This window comes from Tessaracoccus defluvii (assembly GCF_014489575.1).
In the GTDB taxonomy this organism is placed as follows: Bacteria; Actinomycetota; Actinomycetes; order Propionibacteriales; family Propionibacteriaceae; genus Arachnia; species Arachnia defluvii.
This window is the reverse complement of sequence record NZ_CP060789.1, coordinates 1,000,421-1,023,427: the sequence shown is the minus strand read 5'-3', so window position 1 is coordinate 1,023,427 and position 23,007 is coordinate 1,000,421. Positions and strand designations below refer to the sequence as shown.

Below are 23,007 nucleotides of genomic sequence, written 5' to 3'. Positions count from 1 at the left end.
GAAATGTCTTCGCACAATTGTTACGTCGCCGAAACACGCGAGGTGGCGCACGTCATGACGGGCGCTGCCGGTACCGGCTCGGTGCCACCGAATGCAGCCGCGTGAACTGCCGGGAGAAGTAGAGCGGATCGTCGTACCCGCAGGCCTCTGCGACGGCGGCGACGCTCAGGTCGGTCGTGTCGAGCAGTTCCCGCGCCCTGGCCATCCGCAGGTCGCTCTGGTACCGCAGCGGCGGGACCCCCACCTGCTCCTTGAAGAGGCCTGCGAACTGTGAGGTCGACAGGCCGACCATGGCGGCCAGCTCGTCGACGGACGTGCGGCGCGGCGAGGTGGCGCGCAGGTGCGCCAGGGCCCGCTCGACCGGCCCGGTTCCTCCACCCGAGGGACGGCGGCCCGTCGCGATGAGGGTGGCGAGCGCCTGCCAGGCCGCCCCCGCCGCGGCGACCAGCCCGCCGAGGGTGGCCTCGTCCAGGCCGTCGATGGCCTGCGAGACGAGGCTGGCCAGCGGCGCAGGATCGGCCAGGTGGGAGACGGGGCTCCCAGCCGAGGCCCGCAGGGCCGCCACCAGCTCATCGGCGTCGCCGCCGGTGAAGTGGAGCCACCACAGCGTCCACGGGCGTTCCTCCGCGGCTCCGTACTCGTGGGCGATCCGGGCGGGCAGCACGACGGCGTCGCTGCGGCCCACCGGCAGCCGGGCCCCGTCGAGGCGGCACCAGCCCGCGCCGTCGGTGCAGACCAGCAGGACATTCTCGGCGGCGCCGGCGGGCCGGATCCGCCCGTGCCGGGCGGCCCGCGGGAAGTAGCCGGCGTCGGTGACGGCGAGTCGTCGGGTCACGGGCCGGTTCAGCGCGGCCCGGACCGCGGGGCGCGGCACGACCACCATGCGCTGGCCAGCGAAGCCGTCGCGCATTGCACCGTCGTCGGTCGGCGTTTCCTCCATACCCACAGTCAAAAGCACCATGCCGATGTCAGTCAAGCCCCGATAGATTGACCATGTCGACACCGACGTCAGCAGGAGAGAACCATGCCAGCCAGCCCACCGCGCCGCATCGAGGTCACCCCGACACACCTGCTCCGCGACGGAGCCCCCTGGTTCCCCGTGACGGGCGAGATCCACTACTCACGCATTCCGCGCGCCCGCTGGGACGAGGTGCTCGGTCACGCCCGCGCCGGCGGCCTGACGACCGTGGCGACCTACGTCTTCTGGCAGGCCCACGAGCCCACCCGCGGCGACTTCCGCTGGGACGACAACCTCGACCTGAGGGCCTTCATCCAGGCCGCGGCCAACCAGGGTCTCGAGGTCATCGTCCGGCTGGGCCCCTGGGCGCACGGGGAGGCCCGCCACGGCGGCTTCCCCGACTGGCTGCTGGACCTCCCACTCGTCCCCCGCACCGACGATCCGGCCTACCTGGCGCTCGTCACGATCCTGTATGCACAGATCATCGACCAGCTGCACGGCCTCACGCACGGCGAGGGCGGCCCGGTCGTCGGCGTACAGGTCGACAACGAGCTCTACGACCAGCCCGGCCATCTGGCCACGCTGCGCACGATCGCCGAGGAGCTCGGCCTCCGCGTGCCGCTGTGGACGGCCACCGGCTGGGGAGGTGCGCAGCTGCCGGAGAACCTGCTGCCGGTGTACAGCGCCTACGTCGACGGCTTCTGGGAGGACTCGGCCACCCCGTGGCCGGCCTTCGCGGCCACGCACTTCCGGTACAGCACCGTCCGCGATGACCTGGGGGTCGGCGCGGATCTGCGCGCCGCTCTCGACGCGTCGACGGCGGACGGCACCGTCGCCGAGGAACACAGATTCCCCTTCGCGACCTGCGAGCTGGGCGGCGGCATGCACGTGGCCTACCATCGCCGTCCCCTGGTCACCGCCCGCGACGTGGCCGCCCTGGCGAAGGCGAAGCTCGGCTCTGGATCGATCTGGCAGGGCTACTACATGTATGCGGGAGGCACGATGCGCGTCGGCCCCCACGGCACGGAGCAGGAGTCCCAGGCGACGAACTACCCCAACGACGTCCCGACCCGCAGCTACGACTTCTTCGCCCCCATCGGCGAGTTCGGTCAGATCAGGCCGCACCACCACCTGCTCCGGCGCCAGCACCTGTGGCTCGCCGCCGACGGCGCGGCCCTGGCGGCCATGCCGGTGCACATCGGCGGCGGATCGGACGATCCGGAGGAGCTGCGTTGGGCCGTCCGCGGCGACGGGCGACGCGGCTACCTGTTCCTCACGACCTACCAGGTCGACAGGTACCCGCTGGCGCCGCAGCCCGGAGTCCAGATCACCGTCGACTTCGACGACGCCACCGTCACCGTGCCGCACCGCCCCGTGGACCTGCCGGCGGGCGTCTCCGTGGCGTGGCCGTTGCGGTACCCGTTGACCGACGACCTCACGCTGCGCAGCGCCACGGCCGAGCTGCTGACCCGCTTCGACGGTGGAGAGCCCCTCGTGGTGTTCGTCGCCACCGACGGCGTCGCCCCGGAGTTCGTGTTCGACGGGTCCCCGGCCGTCGACGGTCCCGTCACCGCCGAGGCGGTCGACGGCGGTGTCCGGCTCCGGCCGACGGTCGCTCCCGGCGCCGGGTGTCGCTTCGACGTCGACGGCGTCACCCTGCTGGTGTTGGATGAGGCCGCCGCCGACCAGGCCTACCGCCTCCCCGTGGCGGGACGCGACCGGCTCATCCTCTCCGAGGTCCCCGTCCGTGCAACCCCCGATGGGCTGGTCGCCCACTGCGAGCAGGCCTCGTTCCGCCTGGCCGTCTGGCCCCCGACCGCCCCGCCGCGGTCCCCCGCCGCCATCGCCCTGGAGCCCGCCGACTGGTGGTCGAGCTGGCAGGTCCGGCAGGCAGATGCCGGACATTCTTCGATTACCGTCGAATCAAGCCCGGTCGTCGCCGAGCCGTACCGCCCGCGCCCGGGTGGTCCGTTGGGGCGGCTGAGCGCGCCGACCGACTTCTCCGGCGCCGGCAGGGTTCAGGTCACCATTCCCGCCGAGGCCCTGGATGCCCCGACCACGCTGCTGCGGATCGCCTGGTCGGGCGATGTCGGGCGCTGCCTCGTCGGCGACGAGGTCATCAGCGACCACTTCTGGCACGGCCGGGTCTGGGACACCTGCCTGAGTGACCACCGTGACGCGATCCTCGCCGCAGGCGGCGTCACGCTTGAGCTGTTGGGCTGGGACCCGGCCGCGGGCGTCTGGGTCGATCCCTCCGTCCGCGACGCGCCGCCCGGCGTCACCCTCCGCTCCATCGACCTGATCCAGGTCTCCCGTATCCCCCTCACGTTCCACCCATCGCAGGAGAAAGAGTCATGCTGACCCCCTCGACCCAGGCCCCCACTACGCTCCAGCTTCCCGACGCCCCCGCCGATCTGGCGGCCCGGCTGGCCGACGGAGGCGCCGTCGCCTGGGAGGAGGACCTGGAGATCCTCACCTACGACGCCGCGGACCCCAGCCCCTACCCGATGTACTTCGACAACCGCGTCTACCAGGGCTCCAGCGGCCGGATCTACCCGGTCCCGTTCGTGGAGCAGGTCGCCGACGAGCCAAGGCTCCGTAGCTGGCGCGCGGTGCACCTCGAGAACCGGTACGTGCGCCTCGTCGTGCTGCCCGAGCTCGGCGGCCGGATCCACATCGGCTACGACAAGACCACCGGCTACGACTTCTTCTACCGCAACAACGTCATCAAGCCCGCGCTCGTCGGGCTCGGCGGGCCGTGGATCAGCGGCGGCATCGAGTTCAACTGGCCGCAGCACCACCGCCCCGCCACCTGGCTCGGGGTCGACACCACCATCGAGGAGGAGGCCGACGGCGCCGTCACCCTCTGGTGCGGCGACCACGACCCGTTCGCCCGGATGTCGGCTCAGCACGGCATCCGCCTGCGGCCCGACTCCTCCGTGATCGAGCTGCGCGTGCGACTGCACAACCGCACCGCGCTGCGACAGTCGTTCCTCTGGTGGGCCAACGTGGCCGCCGCCGTCGGCGACGACTACCAGACGTTCTTCCCCGAGGACGTCGCCCATGTCGCCGACCACGCCCGCCGCGCCATCACGGCCTTCCCCTGCGCGGACCGCCCCTACTACGGCGTCGACTACTCCGCGCTGGCCGCCGAGCGCCCCGGCGCGGACCGCGTCGACTGGTACCGCAACATCCCCGTGCCCACCTCCTACATGATCGTCGACAGCTTCGACGACTTCTTCGGCGGCTACGACCACGGCGTCGGCGCAGGCTTCGTGCATTGGGCCGAGCGCAGGGTCTCGCCCGGCAAGAAGCAGTGGACCTGGGGCAACTCGCCGTTCGGCCGGGCCTGGGACGCGCAGCTCACGGACGCCGACGGCCCCTACGTCGAGCTGATGGCCGGCGTGTACACCGACAACCAGCCCGACTTCACGTGGCTGCTGCCTGGCGAGACGAAGGTCTTCGCGCAGTACTGGTACCCCATCCCGGCGATCGGCCCCGCGCACCAGGCCACTCCGGACGCGGCCGTGCACGTGGCCAGGGACGGCGCCGCCGTGGCCCGCTTCTCCGTGACCTCACCCCGCCCCGGGGCTGTTGCGCGGCTGCTGCGCGACGGTGTCGTCGTGGCGGAGCAGGTCGTCGACCTCGAGCCGGGCCACGTCGCGACGGTGGCCGAGGCCGTCGCAGGTACCGGTGGGCTGACCGCCGAACTCCTGGACGCGGCCGGCCTGCTGCTGGTCCGGTGGGAGCCGAAGCTGCCCAGCGACGTCGAGCCCGCGCCGGCCGAGGCTCCCGCCGCCCCGATGGAGCTCGGGTCGGTCGAGGAGCTCTACCTGACCGGCGTCCACCTCGAGCAGTACCGGCATCCGACCCGCTCGCCGCTGCCCTACTACGAGGAGGCCCTGCGCCGGGACCCCGGTCACGCCCCCACGAACGTGGCGCTGGCCGAGCGGGCCTTCCGCGCCGGCGGGTACGAGGCCGCCCTCGCGCTCACCACGACGGCGCTGACCCGGCTGACGCGCCTCAACGCGCAGCCACTCAACGCCGAGGCCTACTACCTCCACGGCCTGATCCTGCTGCGGCTCGGCCGCACGACCGACGCGGCCCGGGCGTTCGGCAAGGCGGGCTGGGACGCGGCCTGGGCGGCGCCCGCCGGCTTCGAGCTGGCGAGCCTGCAGGCCCGGCTCGGTCACAACCGGGCGGCGCTGCGGGTGCTGGACACCCTCGACGGCGTCGTCGGACATGACACGCGGCGGATCGCCCTGCGGGCCGTACTGCTCCGCCGTGTCGGTCGGGCGGGCGACGCCGATGCCCTCGTCGCCGAGGCTCTGGCCACCGACCCCCTGTCCGCGGAGCTCCGCGTCCTGGCCGGCGTCCTGCCCGGCGAGGCGGGCACGCTGCTGGACGTCGCCGTGTTCCTGCGCGACTGTGGGGAGACCGACGACGCGCTGCGGCTGCTCGGGCTCGTCGAGGCCGCTCCCCCCGCGCCGGCGGGCACCTTCGGGCCGGTCGCCGGCTATGTGGCGGCGGAGCTGCTGGAAACGCTGGGCCGCCCCGTCGACGCCCAGGCACGCCGTGCGGCGGCCGCCGGGGGCGATCTCACCTGGGTCTTCCCCGACGGCCTCGACGCCCACGACGCGCTGACCGCGGCCGTTGCGCGCAACGCGGGAGGCCCCGTGGCCCACCACCTGCTCGGGATGCTGCTCTACCAGGCCGGCCGACGGCGCGAGGCCCTCGACCACTGGGAGGCCGCGCTGGCGGCGGGCTGGGAACACCCGGTCCTCCTGCGCAACGCGGCACTGGCCCAGTTCAACGTGGCCGGCGACGACGCGGCCGCCCGCTCCCGCTACGACAGGGCCGTGGCCGTCGCGCCGCGCGACGCGCGGCTCCGCTACGAGCGCGACCAGCTCGCCGTCCGGCTGGGCGACACGGAGGCCGACCGCTACGCCCGGCTCGTCGACGTCGAGGACGTGGTGCTGACCCGTGACGACCTGACCATCAGCTTCATCGGCCTGCTGCTGACGCAGGGGCGGGCCGACCGGGCCTTCCAGATCCTCACGACCCGCCGGTTCCACCCGTGGGAGGGCGGCGAGGGCAAGGCGCTGGCCGCCTGGGATGCCACGCGCGCGGCGCTGGGGCTCGAGCCCGCCGATCCACCGGCGACGCTGGGTGAGGCCCGGCCCGTCTACGTCCCCCCGGTGGCGCGGCACGACGACGGCAGCACCGACTACTTCGCGACGAGCCTGCCGGAGCTGCTGCTGTTCACCCGCTGAGGCCGACGGCGCCGGGTCACCGACCCGGCGCCGTGAAGGTCGCCAGGATCTCCTGCTCTGCCGCCGCGCTGAGCGAACCGGCCTCGCCGATGTGGGAGACGGCCAGCATGGTGTGCGCGGCGCCTCCCGCCTCGCGGGTGACGGCGGTGAACCGGATCGCGGGCGTGTTGCAGGAGTAGTCATCGGGGTACATGGGCACGAAGGAGTGTTGCGGGCCTGGGTCGAAGGAGGCGACCCCTCCCGCGACGATGCTGTTCATCGTCTCGTAGCCGACGACGTCCCCCTCCTTGTGGGTCCATCCCGACGGGATCCGGTATCCGCCACCTTCGGGGTTGACGACGTCCCGCCAGCCGGTCAGGTCGGTGGAGGACTCCCGCTCCGGCCAGGTCTGGGCCGGGGTGGCGTCGGGTGGCTGCACCGGCGGCCGCGACGTCCTCGGCTCCGCGAACGGGCGGGCCCCCGGCCCGGCGCTGGGGCGGTAGCCGGGGTTGAGCAGGGTGGGTTCGACGGTCGGGGCCGGCTCCCCCCGCCCGGCGACGACGGCCGCGCCGAGGATGAGCGCGAAGCCGGCCAGTCCGGCCAGCGCGATGAGGAGCCAGCGGGGCAGGCGCCGCACGGAGGGCCCGGTGGCGGGCGACGGCGGAGGCGGCGGAGCCGATCCGTCGGAGGAACGCGACGGCGCGGGACCGGGCGGCAGGAAGTCGGGAGTGTGGGACACCCCCGAGATGCTAGTCGGCGAGGGGTGCGCCGCTCAGGCGGCGAGGAGCCGTTCGAAGTCCTCTTTGAGGTCCGCCGGGGCGATCTGGCTCCAGACGACGGCCAGCCTGCGGTCCTCGCCGAAGCCCATCACGTAGCTGCCGTGGTCGACCTCGTACCCGCCGGACGGCAGCTGCTTGCCCTCCGAGATGTCGATCCCGAGGCTCATGGCCGCGGGCTTGATCGTCTCCAGGTCGCCGGTGAGGCCGACGAACGAGTCGTCGACGCGCACCAGGTACTCCTTGAGCACCTCGGGGGTGTCGCGGGCGGGGTCGGTGGTGACGACGATCAGCGTCACGTCGTCGACCATCTCGGCGGGCAGCCGCCGCTTCGCCGTCGCCATGTCGGCGAGGATGCCGGGGCACACGTCGGGGCAGTTGGTGTAGCCGAAGAACAGGGCGACGGCGCGGGTCGTCGGGCCCGTGGCCAGGTTGTACGGCTGCCCGAACTGGTCGATCAGGGTGACGTCGGGCAGCGGATTCCCGCCGTCCGCCAGGTGGGTGCCGTGCCAGTCGCCGGCCGTCGTCGTCGCGGGCGGCGCGTCGGGCACGCAGCCGGCCACCAGCGTGATCCCGCCGAGGCCGAGGAGGCCGCGCCGGGAGATCATCGCCGGGACCGGTCGACGCCCTCGGCCAGTTCGCCCGCCAAAGCGCGCAGCCGGGCCAGGTCGCCGGGCATGTCCGCCCCGTCGCTGTCGAGGCACTTCAGGAGGGCCGAGCCGACGATGACGAGGTCCGCGAAGGCGCCGATCTCGGCGGCCTGGTCGCCGTTGCTGACGCCGAGCCCGATGCCGACGGGCAGACCGGGGTCGACCCTGCGTGCCCGCTCGACGATCACGGGCGCCGCGTCGGAGGTGGCGGCGCGGGTGCCGGTGACGCCCATCACGGACGAGGCATAGACCCAGCCGCGGCAGGAGTCCATGGTCAGCGCGATCCGTTCGTCCAGCGAGGACGGCGCGATGAGGAAGACCCGGTCGAGGCCGTGGGCGTCGGTGGCGGCGAACCATTCGGGGCAGTCGTCCGGCGGCAGGTCCGGCGTGATGACGCCCGCGCCGCCGGCGGCTGCTAGGTCACGGGCGAACGCGTCGGGGCCGTAGGCCTCGACGAGGTTCCAGTAGGTCATCACCATGGGCGTGGCCGACGTGGCGGCGACGGCCTCGACGGCGGCGAAGGCGTCGCGGGTGCGGACCCCGCGCGCCCTGGCCTTCGTGGTGGCGTGCTGGATGACCAGGCCGTCCATCAGCGGGTCCGAGTACGGGATGCCGATCTCGACGAGGTCGACGCCGCGGCCGTCGGTGCCCTCGGTGATGGCGCGCACGGCGTCCAGCGAGCCGGCCACGTCCGGGTATCCGACGGGCAGGTAGCCCACGAGCGCGGGGCGGCCCGCGTCGAGGCAGCGCGCGACGACGGCGCCCGAGATGCCCAGTCGGGCCGGATCGGTGAACTGGCTCATGCCATGCCTCCAACGGTCTTGTCCGGCACGCCGGGCAGCCCGAAGTACTCGAACGCGGTGGCCACGTCCTTGTCCCCCCGGCCGGACAGGCACACGAGGATGGTGGGGCGGGCGGTGGGATCCTGCTCGGCGATCCGCTGGCCGAGGCGCTTGGCCCCGGCGACGGCGTGGGCCGACTCGATGGCCGGGATGATCCCCTCGGTGCAGGTCAGCTCGCGGAACGCGTCCATCGCCTCGTCGTCGGTGATCGGCTCGTAGACGGCGCGCCCCGTCTCGGCCAGCCAGGCATGCTCGGGGCCGACGCCCGGGTAGTCGAGGCCCGCGGAGATCGAGTGCGACTCGATCGTCTGACCGTCCTCGTCCTGCAGCACGAAGGTGCGGGACCCGTGCAGCACGCCGTGGCTGCCCGCTGTGATGGTGGCCGCGTGCCGGCCGGTCTCGACGCCGTCGCCGCCGGCCTCGAAGCCGTAGAGGGAGACGGACTCGTCGCCGATGAAGTCGTAGAACATGCCGATGGCGTTGCTGCCGCCGCCGACGCACGCCGCGACGTAGTCGGGCAGCGCGCCGTGGTCGGCCAGCATCTGCGCCCTGGCCTCGGTCGAGATGACCCGCTGCAGCTCGCGCACCAGGTACGGGAACGGGTGCGGGCCGCCGACGGTGCCGATCAGGTAGTGCGTGTTGTCGACGGTGGTGACCCAGTCACGCATCGCCTCGTTCATGGCGTCCTTGAGCGTGCGGGAGCCGGCGGCCACCGCGTAGACCTCGGCGCCGAGCAGCTGCATGCGGGCCACGTTCAGGGCCTGCCGCTGCGTGTCGACCTCGCCCATGTAGACGCGGCACTCGAGGCCGAGCAGCGCGGCGGCGGTGGCGGTGGCCACCCCGTGCTGGCCGGCGCCGGTCTCCGCGATGACGCGGGTCTTGCCCATGCGCTTGGTCAGCAGGGCCTGCCCGAGCACGTTGTTGACCTTGTGGGCGCCCGTGTGGTTCAGGTCCTCACGCTTCAGGAGGATCGTGGCGTTGCCGCACTGCTTCGAGAAGTTGGAGGCGACGGTGATGGGCGTCGGACGTCCGGCGTAATCACGCTGCAGGCGGGCCAGCTCCGCGTGGTAGGCCGGATCGGCCATGGCCTCGTCGAACGCGACGGTCAGCTCGCTGAGGGCCGCCTGCAGCGCCTCCGGGACGAACCTCCCGCCGAAGATGCCGAAGTGTCCGTTGCTGGTAGGCAGGCTCATGCCCGTGCCCTTTCCGCGGCCGCGATGAAGCCCGCGATCGCTGCGGTGGGGTCCCCGTGCCGGACGAGGGCCTCCCCCACGAGAATGGCGTCGGCGCCCTGGGCGGCGACGGTGGCCACGTCCGCGGCCGTGAAGATGCCCGACTCGGCCACGCGGACGGCGCCGGGACCGATCCGCTCGGAGAGGCCGCCGAAGGTGGCGAGGTCCACGTCGAGGGTCTTGAGGTTGCGGTTGTTGACGCCGATCAGTTCGGCGCCGACGGCCACCGCCCGGTCGACCTCCTCGGCCGTGTGGGTCTCGACCAGCGCGGTCATCCCCAGCTCCGCCGTCAGGGCCAGGAAGTCCGACAGCTGGGCGTCGCCGAGGGCCGCGACGATGAGGAGCACGAGGTCGGCCCCGTGTGCTCGCGCCTCGTGGAACTGGTACTCGTCGACCATGAAGTCCTTGCGCAGCACCGGCACGTCGACGGCGGCCCGGACGGCGTCCAGGTCGGCCAGCGAGCCGCGGAAACGCCGCTCCTCCGTGAGCACGGAGATCGCGGTCGCGCCCCCGGCGGCGTAGGCGGCGGCCAGGGCCGCGGGGTCGGGGATCTCCGCCAGGTCACCCTTGGAGGGGGACTTGCGCTTGACCTCGGCGACCACCGAGAGCGCGTCGGAGCGGAACGCCGGCATCACCGGTCGCGCAGGCGCGGCGTCCGCGGCCGCGCGGCGGACATCGCTCAGCGGAACGCGCGCCGCGCGCTCCGCAAGGTCGAGCCGGACTCCCGAGATGATGTCGTCAAGGACACTCACGGCTGGCCGAGGCCAACGGTCTTCATGACCATGACCGTGAGGCCGCCGACGAGCACGATGGCCGCGCCGGTGAGCACCAGCGCCCAGTTCGGGCCCATCACGGAGCCGATGGCGCCCAGCACGAAGCCGATGGCCGTGATGACGACGCCCGTCCAGGCGGCGGGGCTCCTGCCGTGGTGGTAGTACTTCGGGGTACGCGCCATGGTCCCAGGCCTTTCGTGAGAGGGCATCAACGCAGCTCAGCCTACCCTGGCCCGCCGGGCTGCCGCATGTCCTGTTCATCCCCGTCGGTGGGGTCGATCCCCCCGTCCATCGCCTTCCACGGGTCGCTGCCCGCCCTGGGCCCGGCCGACGGGCGCCGCACCCACCCGGGACCCCACAGGACGAAGCCCGCGGCGGCCACGGCGGCGACGACGAAACCTCCCAGCTCGACCCAGCGGGCCTCCACGGCCGCCCAGCCCGCACCGGCGACCGCCAGCGTCGCCAGCGCGATGCCGACGATGCGCAGGGAGAACCCGCGCAGCATCAGGGACAGCCCGACGCCGGCCAGCAGCGCCCACGCCACCGAGCCGAGCGGGGATCCGGCCGCCTGCGCGGCCAGCACGACGACCAACCCCGCGGCCGCCGTCGCGACCGTGACCGGCCCGCGCCCTGGCCTCACGACGACGCCATCCCCGCGGCCCGCCCGATGGCGGTCACGACCGCCCGCGCCTTGTGCTGACACTCCGCGTCCTCGGTGGCCGGGTCGGAGTCGGCGACGATCCCAGCGCCGGCCTGCACGTGCGCGACGCCGTCGCGCAGCACCGCGGTGCGGATGGCGATGGCCACGTCGGCGTTGCCTGCGAAGTCGAAGTAGCCGACGACCCCGCCGTAGAGCCCGCGGCGGGTCGCCTCCAGGTCGTCGATGATCTGCATGGCGCGCACCTTCGGCGCCCCGGACAGCGTGCCGGCCGGGAAGCAGGCCAGCACGGCGTCCAGCGCGGTGTGGCGCGCGTCGACGCGTCCGGAGACGGCCGCCTCGAGGTGCATGATGTGCGAGTAGCGGCGCACGTGCATGAACTCGTGGACGGTGACGCTGCCCGGCTCGCAGATGCGGCCCAGGTCGTTGCGGCCAAGGTCGACCAGCATCAGGTGTTCCGCGCGCTCCTTGGGGTCGGCCAGGAGTTCCTCGGCCAGCCTGCGGTCGGCCTCGACCGTGGCCCCCGGGGGCGGGATCCGGCGATCGGCCGGGTGGTCGCGAGGCCGTCGTTGACGCTGACCAGCGCCTCGGGGCTGGACCCGACGACCGCGAACCCGGGAAGTCGCAGGAGGTACAGGTAGGGGCTGGGGTTGGTCAGGCGCAGCGCCCGGTACACGTTGAGCGCGTCGGAGTCGGTCGGGATGTCGAAGCGCTGCGAGACGACGATCTGGAACGCCTCCCCGGCGCGGATCTCCTCCTTGGCGGCCTCCACGAGCTCCATGTACTCGGCCGACGTGCGCTGCCGCCGGATCTCCGGCACCACCGCCGGGCCCTCCTGCACCGCCAGCGTGCTGCGCGGCTTCGCGAGCTGACCGGCCATCGCCTCGACGGCCGCGACGGCCCCGTGGTAGGCGCGCTCGACGCCCTCGTCGGTGCCGTCGTAGTTGATCGCGTTCGCGATCAACCAGAGCTCGCCCGTGTGGTGGTCGAGCACGGCGACCTCGCTGGCGAGCATCATCACGAGCTCGGGCAGCTGCAGGTCGTCGACGGTGGTGTCGGGGAGGCGCTCGAGGCGGCGGACCACGTCGTAGCCCAGGTAGCCGACCATGCCGGCGTGGAACGGGGGCAGCCCGGGCGCGGCCGGGGTGGCCAGCTCGTGGAGCGTGCGCCGCAGCACCTCGAGCGGATCGGCGTCGCCGTCGAGGCCCGTGAGCTCGCGCCCCAGCCAGACGGCGCGGCCGTCGGCCGCGGTCAGCGTCGCGGCCGACCGCACGCCGACGAACGAGTAGCGCGACCAGATGCCTGCCTCGGCGGACTCGAACAGGAAGGTGCCCTCCCGTGCGCCGCACAGCGACTGGTAGACGGCGATGGGCGTGAGGTCGTCGGCCAGCAGACGGGCGTGCACGCTGATGACGCGGCGGGTGCGGGCCAGCTCCGTGAACTCGGCCAGGGAGGGTTCGACGATCATGCGACGTCTCCGGCGGTCAGCTCCGTGAAGAAGCAGGTGTGGTTGCCGGTATGGCAGGCTGCGCCTGTCTGCTCGACGGTCAGGAGGATCGTGTCGCCGTCGCAGTCGGCGGCCACGGAGACGACCCGCTGGTGGTGGCCCGACGTCTCGCCCTTGACCCAGTACTCCTTCCGGGAGCGTGACCAGTAGGTCGCCTTGCCCGTGGTCAGGGTCCGCCGGAGTGCCTCGGCATCCATCCAGGCCAGCATGAGGACCTCGCGGGTCTCTGCATCCTGGGCGATGGCGGGGATCAGCCCCTCGGCGTTGTACGTCAGTTCACGCATGCGGACATTGTGCCAACGTCGCGCCGCACCGGGATCACCGGTCCGCGGCCGGGCCACGCTCGCGGGCTGACTCGTCGACCCGGCCCCCTGCGAGCCGCCGCTCGATCCGCGGCCGCCACCGGGTCGGCAGGCCCTCGAAGGCCAGCACCCGCCGGATCAGGTCCGCATCGTCCGTGAGTCCCTGCACGACGACGGACGCCTCGCGCAGCGTCGGCCCCGCGGAGTCGGCCAGGCGCGCCACCGTGTCGCCGGCGCCAACGTCTCCGGTCTCCAGCACCCGCAGGTACCAGCCGGACATGCCGGTGCGCTGGACGCGCACCACCAGGTCGTCGATCCCCCACCGCTTCGCCAGCTTGTAGCATGGCTGCCGCGGCTCGGAGACCTGCACGACGGCGCTCCCGAGCCGCCACGTCTCCCCAGCCGCAGCGTCGTCTCGTCCCAGCCGGGGATGTCCAGGGTCGCGTTCTCGAAGAAGGCTCCCAGCGGCAGGTCCAGCCCCTCCCCGCTGCGCCAGCGCGGATAGTTCGCGGCGGCGTAGCACAGGACGGCCTTCTCCTGGCCGCCGTGGTGGACGGTGTCGGCCTGCTCGTCGCCCGCCAGGCCGAGCGGCCCGAGGCTGACGCGACCCTCGACGGGGAGCTTGAGACCTGCGCTGCGCACCACGGAGCCGCTCCAGGAGTGATCGTGGGCGCGGCCGACGCGCACGGCAGAGATGGTTCCGAGCTGGGTCACCCGTCCAGCCTAGTCATCCCGCGGAGACGACGATGGGTAGGCTGTCGGGCATGAGCTTCGCCCGCCGGCAGCGCGCCGCCCTCGCCCACCTCCTCGACGAACTCGGCCCCTTCGCGCCGACGAAGTGCGAGGGGTGGCGGACGCAGGAGCTGGCCGCGCACCTGTACATCCGCGAGCACCGGCCCCTGGCTCTACCCGGCATCGGCAGCGAGCGGTTCTCCGAGCAGACGCGCAGGATCCAGGTGGAGGCGCTGCACACGCTCGGCTACCCGGCACTCGTGCAGGCGATCCGTTCGCCTGGCTGGGTGATGCGCCCGCTGGACCGCCTCGTCAACACGAGCGAGCTGTTCATCCACCACGAGGACGTGTTGCGGGCCAACGACCGCCACCAGAGCCTGACCGCGGCCGAACAGCAGGAGCTGTGGCCGATCGCGGCCGTCCTGGGGCGCCGCACCCAGTTCCGGTTCGGTCACCAGATCCGCGTCACCCGCTCCGACACCGGCGCCCAGGCCGTGTGGGGCACCGGGGCACGGGTCGTCCACCTGGTCGGGCTCCCCTCGGAGCTGCTGCTGCACCTGAGCGGGCGTGACGGCGACGTCACCGTCACGGGCGAGCCGGCCGACGTGGAACGCTGGGACAAGGCCATCTCCTCCCTCTGACGGGCCCGGCGGGTATCCGTCCTGCGAACGCCGCCGACACGGCGGGTGGCCTGATCGCTACCATCCGCACATGACATCGCTCACTCACGCCAACGAGGCCGGTTTCTTCGGCGACCACGGCGGTCGCTTCCTGCCCCCTCACCTCGAGGCCCCCATCGCCGAGGTCGCCGCCGCCTACGCGGAGGCCAAGGACGACCCGGCCTTCATCGCCGAATACGAGGCCCTGCTCGCCGACTACGTCGGCCGCCCCTCGCCCCTGTTCCTCGCCCAGCGGCTCACCGCCGAACTGGGCGGCGCGCGCATCTACCTGAAGCGCGAGGACCTCAACCACACCGGCGCCCACAAGATCAACCACACCCTCGGCGAGGTGCTGCTGGCCAAGCGCATGGGCAAGAAGAAGGTCATCGCCGAGACCGGCGCCGGCCAGCACGGGGTGGCGCTCGCCACGGCCGCGGCCCTGCTCGGCCTCGAGTGCGAGATCCACATGGGCGCCATCGACATCGCCAAGCAGCACCCCAACGTGGTGCGGATGCGTCTGCTGGGCGCCACCGTCGTGCCGGTCGAGAGCGGCGGACGCTGCCTGAAGGACGCCGTGGACTCCGCCTTCGGTATGTGGGCCGCCGACTTCGGCGAGACGATGTTCGCGATCGGCTCGGTCGTCGGTCCCGACCCGTTCCCGTCGATGGTCCGCGACTTCCAGTCCGTCGTCGGCCGGGAGGCACGGGCCCAGATCCTGGAGAAGGAGTGCAGGCTCCCACCGCGCTGATCGCCGCCGTGGGTGGCGGGTCCAACGCGATGGGCCTCTTCTCGGCCTTCCTCGAGGATCCCGACGTGGCCATCTACGGCGTGGAGCCCGCCGGCCGCGGGCTCGACCACCCCGGCGACCATGCCGCAGCGATGACGCTGGGCAGCCCCGGCGTCATCCACGGGATGCAGACGCTGGTGCTGCAGGACGAGGCGGGCGAGCCCTGGCCCGTCCACTCCATCGCGTCGGGCCTCGACTACCCGGGTGTCGGCCCGCAGCATGCGCACCTGCGCGACGTCGGCCGCGCGACCTACGTGACGGCCACCGACGACGAGACCCTGGACGCCTTCACCGCGCTGTGCCGCACCGAGGGCATCATCCCGGCGATCGAGTCGAGCCACGCGCTCGCCTACGCCATGAAGCTGGCGCCGACGCTGTCGGCCGACGACGTGATCGTCGTCAACCTGTCCGGCCGCGGCGACAAGGACATCGACTTCGTCGCGGAGCGCCTGGGCATGGTCTGACGGAACGAGATGGAAGGGGCGTCGGGCGACCGGCGCCCCTTCGTCGTCTCCCGGGTCAGTAGGGGCGACGGCGCCCGATCAGGACGGCGAGCCGGTCGTAGGCCGCCGTCACCTCCTCGGCCACCCACACCCGGTTCCGGCTCCCGGTCGAGGCCTGGCGGAGGATGCCCGCGTCCACGAGTGCCTGGATCGCGGTGCGGGCCGCCGCCGGCGTGACGGAGAACCGCTCCGCGGCGGAGTTCGCGCTGATGGCCGGCCGCCCCACCAGGGCGTCCGCGATGCGCCAGGCGACCGAGTCGCTGCGCGCCGTCAGCCGCAGCTGCCACGCGTCGCGCAACGCCGCGAGGTCGTCGATGAGCTCCCGGCCCAGCGCGGTGGCCACCCGGGTGGCCCGGGTGAAGGCGAGGACGATCGGCACGGGATCACCCGCCCGCAGCTGCGTGAGCGCCTCCACGTATCCCCGCGGATCGGCGAGCAGCCCCGCCGAGACGGGAACCGTGACGGTCCGCGCGAGGCCGGTCCTGCGCAGGTGGCGGTGGATGAGCGCCCGCCCGACGCGGCCGTTGCCGTCGACGTACGGATGGATGTTCTCGAACTGGGCGTGGCCGACGGCGATCTGCGCCAGCGGCAGTGCCGTCGGCTGGGCGAGGAACCGCCAGAGGTCGTCGAGTGACGCGGCCACACGGCCGTGGTGCGGCGCCACGTAGTCCGCCCCGTGCGGCGAGGAGCCCGAGGTGCCGATCCAGACGGGCTCCTCCCTGATGCCCAGGTGCAGCCCCGTCTCCCCCAGCAGATCCGCCTGCATGCGGTCGGCCAGCGCGGTGTCGAGCGGACGTTCCTCGGCAAGCGCGTCCGCCATGGCGACGGCGTTGGCGTGGACGAGGCGCGCGTTGCCGCTGCGGGAGGAGCCGTGCTCGGCCAGGGCAAGCTGCTTCGCGGACACGGTGAGGTGCTCGATCTGGGACGAGGAGGCGGCCTCGGAACGGACGAGGACCGTGTCGATCGTCTCGATGCCCAGTCCGCCGAACTCGGATGCGAACGCGGCATCGAAGTCCACGATCGACTGCTGGGCCGCTCCCACCTCGACGGCAATGTCGCCTGACAGGACATCGGCAAGGTCGCGGCCGGCGATCGAGGGCAGCACCGCGGCCACGTAGGGCCGCCACTGGTCCTTCCAGTGGATGGTCTCGGAACCGGCGACCGGCCACCCTTCACTCATGCGCACATCCTGACGCTCAACGAGCCATACGATAGGTTACAGAGTTAACCTATCGTATGGCGTCGGTAACGCAAGGATGTGCCGGGGTCAGGCCAGCTTGGAGAGCACCAGTTCGCGGACCTTGCCGGCGTCGGCCTGCCCCTTCATGGCCTTCATGACCTGTCCGATGAGAGCACCCGCGGCCTGCACCTTGCCGGAGCGGATCTTGTCCGCGACGTCGGGATTGGCCGCGATCACCTCGTCGACGGCGACGCTGAGCGCCCCCTCGTCGGAGACGATGACCAGTCCCCGCCGCTCGACGACCTCGGCGGGCTCGCCCTCACCGGCCAGCACGCCGTCGATCACCTGCCGGGCCAGCTTGTCGTTGACGGTGCCTGCGTCGACGAGGGCCTGCACCCCCGCCACCTGGGCCGGGGTGATCGCCAGTTCGTCGAGCTCGATGCCAGCCTCGTTCGCCCGCCGGGCGAGTTCGGTGACCCACCACTTGCGCGCCGCGGCCGGGGCCGCGCCCGCGGCGACGGTCTCCTCGACGACGCCCAGCGCGCCCGAGTTGACGACGGCGGCGAAGTCGATGTCGCTGAAGCCCCAGGCCTCCTGCAGCCGTGCCCGCCGCTCGGCGGGGGGCTCAGGCAGCGTTGCGCGCAGTTGCTCGACCCACTCTGGGCTCGGAGCGATCGGCATCAGGTCGGGCTCGGCGAAGTAGCGGTAGTCCTCCGCCTCCACCTTCGAGCGGCCGGACGACGTGGTGCCGTCGGCCTCATGGAAGTGACGGGTCTCCTGCGTGACCCGGCCGCCCTCATCGAGGACGGCGGCCTGCCGGGTCATCTCGTAGGTGATGGCGCGTTCGACGGAGCGCAGGGAGTTGACGTTCTTCGTCTCGGTGCGGGTGCCGAGTGTCTCCGAACCGATGGGGGCCAGCGACACGTTCGCGTCGCAGCGGAGCGAACCCTGCTCCATCTTCACGTCCGAGACTCCGAGCGCCCTCATCAGCTCACGCAGGTGCGCCACGTAGGCCTTCGCGACCTGCGGCGCCTTGGCGCCGGTACCGCGGATGGGCTTCGTCACGATCTCGATGAGGGGCACGCCGGCACGGTTGTAGTCGATCAGCGAGTAGTCGGCACCGTGGATGCGGCCGGAGCCGCCCATGTGCGTGGCCTTGCCCGCGTCCTCCTCCATGTGCGCGCGCTCGATCTCGACGCGGTACGTCTCGCCGTCGACCTCGACGTCGACGTAGCCCTCGAACGCGATGGGTTCGTCGTACTGCGACGTCTGGAAGTTCTTGGTCATGTCGGGGTAGAAGTAGTTCTTCCTCGCCATGCGGCACCACGAGGCGATGGAGCAGTTGAGCGCCAACCCGATCCGGATCGCCGACTCGACGGCCTTGCCGTTGATGACGGGCAGCGAGCCGGGCAGCCCGAGGCACACCGGGCACACGTGCGTGTTGGGTTCGCCGCCGAACTCGTTGACACAGCCGCAGAACATCTTGGTGGCCGTGTTGAGCTCGACGTGCACCTCGAGGCCCAGCGCGGGCTCGTAGCGGGTGAGGAGTTCGTCGTAGTCGACCGTCGCGCTCATGCGGACACCACCTTCGATCCGTCGATCTGGTTCATGCGGGCGAGCAGAGGCCCGCCCCAGTGCGCCTCGAGGGCGCGTTCGAGGACGCCGCCCACCCGGTACAGGCGCTCGTCCGCCATCGGCGGCGCCATCACCTGCAGGCCCACGGGAAGGCCCTCGCTGAGCCCGGCCGGGAACGACGCCGACGCGTTGCCCGCCATGTTGCTGGGGATCGTGCACAGGTCGGCCAGGTACATGCTCATCGGGTCGGCGGTGCGCTCCCCCACGCGGAAGGCGACGGTGGGCGTCGTCGGCGAGACGAGCACGTCCACGCTGGCGAAGGCCCGGTCGAAGTCCTGCTGGATCAGTGAGCGGACCTTCTGGGCCGAGCCGTAGTAGGCGTCGTAGTAGCCGGCCGACAGCGCATAGGTGCCGATGATGATGCGCCGCTTCGCCTCGCGGCCGAAGCCCTCCTCGCGGGTCAGGTTCATCACCTGCTCGGCCGACGCGGTGCCGTCGTCGCCGACGCGGAGGCCGTAGCGCATCCCGTCGAAGCGGGCCAGGTTCGAGCTGAGCTCGGCGGGCTGGATCAGGTAGTACGCGGGCAGCGCGTAGGTGAAGGCCGGGCACGAGACCTCGACGATCTCGGCGCCGGCGGCGCGCAGCACCTCGATGGCCTCGTCGAACCGGTCGAGCACGCCCTGCTCGTAGCCGTCGCCGCGGAACTCGGCGACGACGCCGACGCGGACGCCGGCCAGATCGGTCGCCGCCGCAGCCGCGACGAGATCGGGCACGCTCTGGTCGATGGACGCAGAGTCGCGGGGGTCATAGCCACCGATGATCTGCTGTAGGAGGGCCGCATCCTCGGCTGTGCGCGTGACGGGGCCGGGCTGGTCGAGGCTCGAGGCCATCGCGACGAGCCCGTAGCGCGAGACGCCGCCGTAGGTGGGCTTGACGCCGATGGTGCCGGTGACCGAGCCGGGCTGGCGGATGGAGCCACCCGTGTCGGAGCCGACGGCCAGCGGGACCATGAGCGCGGCGACGGCCGCGGAGGACCCGCCGCCGGAGCCGCCGGGGATCCGGTCGGTGTCCCACGGATTGCGGGTGGGGCCGAAGAACGAGGTCTCCGTCGACGAGCCCATGGCGAACTCGTCCATGTTCGTCTTGCCGACGATGACCAGGCCCGCCTCCCGTAGCCGCGTGACGACGGTGGCGTCGTAGGGCGGCACCCAGTCGCGCAGCATCCGCGAGCCGCACGTTGTCGGGAAGTCGGTGGTGCAGAAGTTGTCCTTCACGCCGATGGGCACCCCGGCGAGCGGGCCCAGCTCCTCGCCCGCCGCGCGGCGGGCGTCGACGGCGCGGGCCTGGGCCAGCGCGGAGTCGGCGTCCAGCGCGACGAACGCGTTCAGGACAGGGTTCAGGGCCTCGATCCGGTCGAGGCAGGCGCGGGTGAGCTCCTCGGAGGTCAGCTCACCGGCAACCATGGCGCGGCCGAGGTCGGCGGCGGAACGGGTCAGCAGGGTGCTCATCAGTCCTCGCTCAGGATCTGGGGGACGCGGAAGCGGCCGTCCTCGCTGTCGGGGCGCCGGCCAGGGCCGCCTCCTGCGTCAGCGACGCCGTCACGACGTCCGCGCGGAACACGTTGCTCATCTCCATGGCGTGCGTGGCCAGCGGCACGTCCGGGCCGGCGACCTCCGACACGCTCGCGACGGACTGCAGGATGACGTCCAACTCGGGGGCAAGCTCTGCGCATTCCTGCTCGGTGAGCTGGATGCGGGCCAGGGCTGCCAGCCGAGCCACGTCGTCGGCGGTGAGACCCACTTCGTGCTCCTAGGTTGGCTTCTCGCCGCGGTGGCGGCTGGGCCCATCTTAGGGCCCGGGCGCCGGCCCGTGCCGCACCGGTCCGGCGGGTCAGGCGCCGGTGAGCATGAGGTAGAACATGCGGCCGAGGAAGAACAGGCCGACGGCGATCGCGACGACGACGATGGGTACCACGATCCGGATGATCTTCTTGGCACGGGTCGACACGACGCCGGCGGGCCCCCAGGTCCCCCGCCCCGGCTGTGCACGGGTGGGTGCCCGGCCGTTCAGGTTCAGATCGGAGAACACGCGCATGGCGGTCAGTCTAGGCGGTGCGGGAGCCGGTCGGCCGGGTCAGCCGCGGCCGAGTGCCTCGTCGGTGAGCGCGGCCGCGCGGGAGAGCGCCTCGAGCTGGCCCGGCACGTCGCGCAGCCGCCACCCGGCCAGCCCGCACGCGGTGCCGAGCAGCAGACCGTCCCCCGGGGTGACCTGCAGGGCCCGCAGCACCCTCAGCGCCTCCCGGACCAGGTCGTCGACGCCCTGCGGCATGGTCGCGGCGGTGTCGACCACGCCGAGGACGAGGGCGGAGCCGTCGTCGAGCCAGGCGGCCAGGTCGTCGAGGTCGGCCAGCCGGGAGTCGACGGCCGCACCGGCGAACCCGGCACGGCGGGCGACGTCGAGCCAGGCGCCGGGTGCGCAGCAGTGGAGCCAGGCGCCGGCGGCGAGCGGGGCGAGGGCCGCCACGAGCTCGGGGCCGTCGACGCGGCGGTGACGGGAGAAACCGGAGGCGGTCGGCACGCGGCCGGCGCCGACGGCGACCAGGGAGGGCTCGTCGATCTGGATGAGGACCGTGGCCTCCGGGAGCCGGCGGGCGATGTCGTCACGCAGGAAACCGACGGCGGCGGCGAGGGCCTGGGCCAGCTCGCGCCGGGCCCCGTGGTCGGCCAGGAGCCGGTCGCCCATGGGGCGTTCGACGGAGGCCGCCAGTGACCAGGGCCCCGCGACGGCGACCTTGCACGTGCCGTCGAAACCCTGCAGGAGTTCCTCGGCGTCGTCGAGGTCGCGTCGCCACTGGGCCGCGGCGCGCCGCTGGTCGGCGGACGGGTGGTGCGTGAGCCGCCAGCCTGCGGGTTGCAGGTCGAAGCCGAGGCCGTCGATCAGGCCGAGTGCGCGACCGATGAACTGGGAGCCCACGCCGCGGGCGGGCAGCTCCGGCAGCGGGGTCACGTCGGGCAGCAGTTCGGCCATGGCGGTCAGCGCGCCGCGGAAGTCGTCGCCCGGCAGCGACCCGGAAGCCGTGATCCGCATCAGGCGGCCTCGGCGATGACGGCGCTGCCGACGACCCGGTCGCCGTCGTAGAGGACGACCGTCTGGCCGGGCGCGACGCCGGAGGCGGGCTCGTCCAGGGAGACGGTGAGCGTGTCGCCGGCCGTCTCGATCGTGGCGGCCTGCGCGACGCCGTGGGCCCGGTACTGGGCCCTGCCGCGCCACGGGCCGTCCGGCCGGACGCCGGTCCAGGTGGGCCGGATCCCCGCGAGCCGCGTGACCGCGAGCTCCTCGCGGGGGCCGACGACGACCCGTCGGGCGACCGGCTCGATGCTCAGCACGTAGCGTGGCTCGCCTCCCGGCGCGGGGACCCGCAGATCGAGGCCCTTGCGCTGCCCGACGGTGAAGTTGTGGGTGCCGCTGTGCCGCCCGAGCACGGCGCCGTCGGCGTCGACGATGTCGCCCGGCGCGTCGTCGAGGTGTCGCGACAGGAACCCCTGGGTGTCGCCGTCGGCGATGAAGCAGATGTCGTGGGAGTCGGGCTTCTTCGCGACGCCGAACCCCAGGGCGCGCGCCTCCTCGCGGACGACCGGCTTCTCCACGTCGAACAGCGGGAACAGGCAGCGCGACAGCTGGGCCTGCGTCAGCATCCCCAACACATAGGACTGGTCCTTGGCGTCGTCGGCCGCGCGGTGGAGCGTGACGGTGCCGTCGTCGTGGCGGCGCAGGTCCGCGTAGTGGCCCGTCGCGACCGCGTCGAAGCCCAGAGCGAGCCCACGGTCGAGCACCGCGGCGAACTTGATCTTCTCGTTGCAGCGCAGGCACGGATTCGGGGTCCGCCCGGCCCGGTACTCGGCGACGAAGTCCTCGACCACGGCCTCGTGGAACTCCTCGGCGAAGTCCCACACGTAGAAGGGGATGTCGAGGCGGTCCGCCACGCGGCGGGCGTCGTGGGAGTCCTCCAGCGAGCAGCAGCCGCGGGCGCCGGACCGGTAGGACGCGGGGTTCTTCGAGAGGGCCAGGTGCACGCCCGTCACGTCGTGACCCTGCGCCACCAGGCGCGCCGCCGCTACGGCGGAGTCGACCCCGCCGGACATCGCCACCAGCACCCGCACGGCCACGTCTCCTCTCGTCGGCGGGCCAGTCTACGCGCGGAACGCGGCCCTGGCCTGATCGATGGCCGGGGGCAGTGCCCGCGCCAACGCCTCCACGTCGGCCGACGACGAGCCGCGGCCCAGCGAGAACCGCAGCGACTGGGTCGCCTCGTCCGGGGTGCGTCCCATCGCCAGCAGCACCTCGCTCGGCTGGTGCACCCCGGCCCGGCAGGCGGAGCCGACGGAGGCGTGCACGCCCCGCTGGTCGAGCAGGAACAACAGGTCGTCGGCGCGGACGCCGTCGAAGGTGACGTTGACGATGTGGGGGCCCCGTCCTGGCGGGAGTTGAGTCGTCCCCCGACCCCCACGACGACGGCGGCGATCGCGTCGCGCAGCGCCGTCAGCCGGGGCGCCTCCGCGGCGAGCTCGGCGACCGCCAACGTGGTGGCGCGGGCGAAGGCGGCGGCGAGTGGGACCGAGGC

Annotated in this window: 22 protein-coding genes and 3 pseudogenes; 5 read left to right on the top strand and 20 right to left on the bottom strand. The window is 72.8% G+C overall.

The genetic code is table 11. The features are described 5' to 3' along the window. Nucleotides 1-52: 52 nt before the first annotated feature. Complete coding sequence (locus H9L22_RS04830) at nt 53-940, bottom strand: AraC family transcriptional regulator (RefSeq protein ID WP_187721810.1); 888 nt, start codon at nt 938-940, stop codon at nt 53-55. Nucleotides 941-1,024: 84 nt separating this feature from the next. On the opposite strand from H9L22_RS04830, the gene H9L22_RS04825 reads away from it, so the two are divergent. Beyond that, nucleotides 1,025-3,319, top strand: a complete 2,295-nt coding sequence (locus H9L22_RS04825; protein ID WP_187721809.1) for a beta-galactosidase — start codon at nt 1,025-1,027, stop codon at nt 3,317-3,319. Beyond that, nucleotides 3,313-6,231 carry a DUF5107 domain-containing protein gene (locus H9L22_RS04820; protein WP_187721808.1) on the top strand — a complete coding sequence of 973 codons (2,919 nt, stop codon included), beginning with the start codon at nt 3,313-3,315 and terminating at the stop codon, nt 6,229-6,231. Before H9L22_RS04825 ends, H9L22_RS04820 begins: the two co-directional genes overlap by 7 nt. A gap of 16 nt (nt 6,232-6,247) precedes the next feature. Here the strand turns inward: H9L22_RS04820 and H9L22_RS04815 are convergent, their stop codons facing one another. The 11 genes and pseudogenes from H9L22_RS04815 to H9L22_RS20320 all read right to left on the bottom strand — a co-directional run. Continuing rightward, the gene (locus H9L22_RS04815) at nt 6,248-6,949 is read right to left on the bottom strand and encodes a hypothetical protein (RefSeq protein WP_187721807.1); all 702 of its coding nucleotides are present in this window, start codon (nt 6,947-6,949) and stop codon (nt 6,248-6,250) included. Nucleotides 6,950-6,982: 33 nt separating this feature from the next. Further along, nucleotides 6,983-7,594 (bottom strand): SCO family protein, encoded by a 612-nt coding sequence (locus tag H9L22_RS04810; protein ID WP_187721806.1) that lies wholly within the window; start codon nt 7,592-7,594, stop codon nt 6,983-6,985. Next, on the bottom strand, nt 7,591-8,439 hold the full coding sequence (gene trpA, locus H9L22_RS04805; RefSeq protein WP_187721805.1) for a tryptophan synthase subunit alpha: 849 nt from the start codon (nt 8,437-8,439) through the stop codon (nt 7,591-7,593). Before trpA ends, H9L22_RS04810 begins: the two co-directional genes overlap by 4 nt. Then, a complete protein-coding gene (gene trpB, locus H9L22_RS04800) occupies nt 8,436-9,671 on the bottom strand; it encodes a tryptophan synthase subunit beta (RefSeq protein WP_187721804.1) in 1,236 nt (411 codons plus the stop codon). Before trpB ends, trpA begins: the two co-directional genes overlap by 4 nt. Beyond that, nucleotides 9,668-10,462: an indole-3-glycerol phosphate synthase TrpC gene (gene trpC / locus H9L22_RS04795; protein ID WP_187721803.1), complete on the bottom strand. Its 795-nt coding sequence runs from the start codon at nt 10,460-10,462 to the stop codon at nt 9,668-9,670. The genes trpB and trpC overlap by 4 nt, the downstream gene beginning before the upstream one ends. Next, on the bottom strand, nt 10,459-10,665 hold the full coding sequence (locus tag H9L22_RS04790; RefSeq protein ID WP_226966128.1) for an HGxxPAAW family protein: 207 nt from the start codon (nt 10,663-10,665) through the stop codon (nt 10,459-10,461). The genes trpC and H9L22_RS04790 overlap by 4 nt, the downstream gene beginning before the upstream one ends. Nucleotides 10,666-10,706: 41 nt before the next feature. Next, nucleotides 10,707-11,123, bottom strand: a complete 417-nt coding sequence (locus H9L22_RS04785) for a hypothetical protein (RefSeq protein ID WP_187721801.1) — start codon at nt 11,121-11,123, stop codon at nt 10,707-10,709. Then, nucleotides 11,120-12,609: pseudogene (locus H9L22_RS04780) on the bottom strand (anthranilate synthase component I). The gene H9L22_RS04785 and the pseudogene H9L22_RS04780 overlap by 4 nt, the downstream one beginning before the upstream one ends. Beyond that, nucleotides 12,606-12,932, bottom strand: a complete 327-nt coding sequence (hisI, locus tag H9L22_RS04775; RefSeq protein WP_187721800.1) for a phosphoribosyl-AMP cyclohydrolase — start codon at nt 12,930-12,932, stop codon at nt 12,606-12,608. The pseudogene H9L22_RS04780 and the gene hisI overlap by 4 nt, the downstream one beginning before the upstream one ends. A 34-nt stretch (nt 12,933-12,966) precedes the next feature. Beyond that, nucleotides 12,967-13,230: a 3-alpha domain-containing protein gene (locus H9L22_RS20325; protein ID WP_406707822.1), complete on the bottom strand. Its 264-nt coding sequence runs from the start codon at nt 13,228-13,230 to the stop codon at nt 12,967-12,969. Beyond that, a pseudogene (locus tag H9L22_RS20320) lies at nt 13,231-13,592 on the bottom strand (MOSC domain-containing protein); the annotation flags it as partial. It lies immediately after the preceding gene. A gap of 122 nt (nt 13,593-13,714) precedes the next feature. Between H9L22_RS20320 and H9L22_RS04765 the strand changes: the two are divergent. From H9L22_RS04765 to H9L22_RS20725, 3 genes are all read left to right on the top strand, one after another. Continuing rightward, nucleotides 13,715-14,323 carry a TIGR03085 family metal-binding protein gene (locus tag H9L22_RS04765; RefSeq protein ID WP_187721798.1) on the top strand — a complete coding sequence of 203 codons (609 nt, stop codon included), beginning with the start codon at nt 13,715-13,717 and terminating at the stop codon, nt 14,321-14,323. 70 nt (nt 14,324-14,393) lie between these two features. Then, a complete protein-coding gene (locus tag H9L22_RS20730) occupies nt 14,394-15,089 on the top strand; it encodes a pyridoxal-phosphate dependent enzyme (protein ID WP_264292547.1) in 696 nt (231 codons plus the stop codon). Then, nucleotides 15,068-15,592 (top strand): pyridoxal-phosphate dependent enzyme, encoded by a 525-nt coding sequence (locus tag H9L22_RS20725; protein ID WP_264292546.1) that lies wholly within the window; start codon nt 15,068-15,070, stop codon nt 15,590-15,592. Before H9L22_RS20730 ends, H9L22_RS20725 begins: the two co-directional genes overlap by 22 nt. 55 nt (nt 15,593-15,647) lie before the next feature. Here the strand turns inward: H9L22_RS20725 and H9L22_RS04755 are convergent, their stop codons facing one another. The 8 genes and pseudogenes from H9L22_RS04755 to H9L22_RS20035 form a co-directional block, all read right to left on the bottom strand. Further along, entirely contained in the window at nt 15,648-16,811 is a 1,164-nt protein-coding gene (locus tag H9L22_RS04755; protein WP_187721797.1) for a Fic family protein, read from the bottom strand. An 87-nt stretch (nt 16,812-16,898) separates the two neighbouring features. Beyond that, on the bottom strand, nt 16,899-18,386 hold the full coding sequence (gene gatB, locus H9L22_RS04750) for an Asp-tRNA(Asn)/Glu-tRNA(Gln) amidotransferase subunit GatB (RefSeq protein WP_187721796.1): 1,488 nt from the start codon (nt 18,384-18,386) through the stop codon (nt 16,899-16,901). After that, a complete protein-coding gene (gene gatA, locus H9L22_RS04745) occupies nt 18,383-19,894 on the bottom strand; it encodes an Asp-tRNA(Asn)/Glu-tRNA(Gln) amidotransferase subunit GatA (protein WP_187721795.1) in 1,512 nt (503 codons plus the stop codon). The genes gatB and gatA overlap by 4 nt, the downstream gene beginning before the upstream one ends. Further along, a pseudogene (gatC, locus tag H9L22_RS04740) lies at nt 19,894-20,186 on the bottom strand (Asp-tRNA(Asn)/Glu-tRNA(Gln) amidotransferase subunit GatC). The gene gatA and the pseudogene gatC overlap by 1 nt, the downstream one beginning before the upstream one ends. Nucleotides 20,187-20,276: 90 nt before the next feature. Beyond that, a complete protein-coding gene (locus H9L22_RS04735) occupies nt 20,277-20,480 on the bottom strand; it encodes a hypothetical protein (RefSeq protein WP_187721794.1) in 204 nt (67 codons plus the stop codon). A gap of 39 nt (nt 20,481-20,519) precedes the next feature. Next, a complete protein-coding gene (locus H9L22_RS04730) occupies nt 20,520-21,473 on the bottom strand; it encodes a uroporphyrinogen decarboxylase/cobalamine-independent methonine synthase family protein (protein ID WP_187721793.1) in 954 nt (317 codons plus the stop codon). Beyond that, nucleotides 21,473-22,546, bottom strand: coding sequence for a tRNA 2-thiouridine(34) synthase MnmA (mnmA, locus tag H9L22_RS04725; protein WP_226966126.1), 1,074 nt, complete (start codon nt 22,544-22,546; stop codon nt 21,473-21,475). The genes H9L22_RS04730 and mnmA overlap by 1 nt, the downstream gene beginning before the upstream one ends. A 30-nt stretch (nt 22,547-22,576) precedes the next feature. Continuing rightward, nucleotides 22,577-22,804, bottom strand: coding sequence for a hypothetical protein (locus H9L22_RS20035; RefSeq protein ID WP_320060611.1), 228 nt, complete (start codon nt 22,802-22,804; stop codon nt 22,577-22,579). Nucleotides 22,805-23,007 lie beyond the last annotated feature (203 nt).

Bases quoted from the DNA above. Each gene is read 5' to 3' on its own strand.
- H9L22_RS04830 (WP_187721810.1), bottom strand. From the start codon at position 940: ATGGAGGAAACGCCGACCGACGACGGTGCAATGCGCGACGGCTTCGCT.
- H9L22_RS04825 (WP_187721809.1), top strand. From the start codon at position 1,025: ATGCCAGCCAGCCCACCGCGCCGCATCGAGGTCACCCCGACACACCTG.
- H9L22_RS04820 (WP_187721808.1), top strand. From the start codon at position 3,313: ATGCTGACCCCCTCGACCCAGGCCCCCACTACGCTCCAGCTTCCCGAC.
- H9L22_RS04810 (WP_187721806.1), bottom strand. From the start codon at position 7,594: ATGATCTCCCGGCGCGGCCTCCTCGGCCTCGGCGGGATCACGCTGGTG.
- trpA (WP_187721805.1), bottom strand. From the start codon at position 8,439: ATGAGCCAGTTCACCGATCCGGCCCGACTGGGCATCTCGGGCGCCGTC.
- trpB (WP_187721804.1), bottom strand. From the start codon at position 9,671: ATGAGCCTGCCTACCAGCAACGGACACTTCGGCATCTTCGGCGGGAGG.
- H9L22_RS04790 (WP_226966128.1), bottom strand. From the start codon at position 10,665: ATGGCGCGTACCCCGAAGTACTACCACCACGGCAGGAGCCCCGCCGCC.
- hisI (WP_187721800.1), bottom strand. From the start codon at position 12,932: ATGCGTGAACTGACGTACAACGCCGAGGGGCTGATCCCCGCCATCGCC.
- H9L22_RS20325 (WP_406707822.1), bottom strand. From the start codon at position 13,230: ATGTCCGGCTGGTACCTGCGGGTGCTGGAGACCGGAGACGTTGGCGCC.
- H9L22_RS04765 (WP_187721798.1), top strand. From the start codon at position 13,715: ATGAGCTTCGCCCGCCGGCAGCGCGCCGCCCTCGCCCACCTCCTCGAC.
- H9L22_RS20730 (WP_264292547.1), top strand. From the start codon at position 14,394: ATGACATCGCTCACTCACGCCAACGAGGCCGGTTTCTTCGGCGACCAC.
- H9L22_RS04755 (WP_187721797.1), bottom strand. From the start codon at position 16,811: ATGAGTGAAGGGTGGCCGGTCGCCGGTTCCGAGACCATCCACTGGAAG.
- gatB (WP_187721796.1), bottom strand. From the start codon at position 18,386: ATGAGCGCGACGGTCGACTACGACGAACTCCTCACCCGCTACGAGCCC.
- gatA (WP_187721795.1), bottom strand. From the start codon at position 19,894: ATGAGCACCCTGCTGACCCGTTCCGCCGCCGACCTCGGCCGCGCCATG.
- H9L22_RS04735 (WP_187721794.1), bottom strand. From the start codon at position 20,480: ATGCGCGTGTTCTCCGATCTGAACCTGAACGGCCGGGCACCCACCCGT.
- H9L22_RS04730 (WP_187721793.1), bottom strand. From the start codon at position 21,473: ATGCGGATCACGGCTTCCGGGTCGCTGCCGGGCGACGACTTCCGCGGC.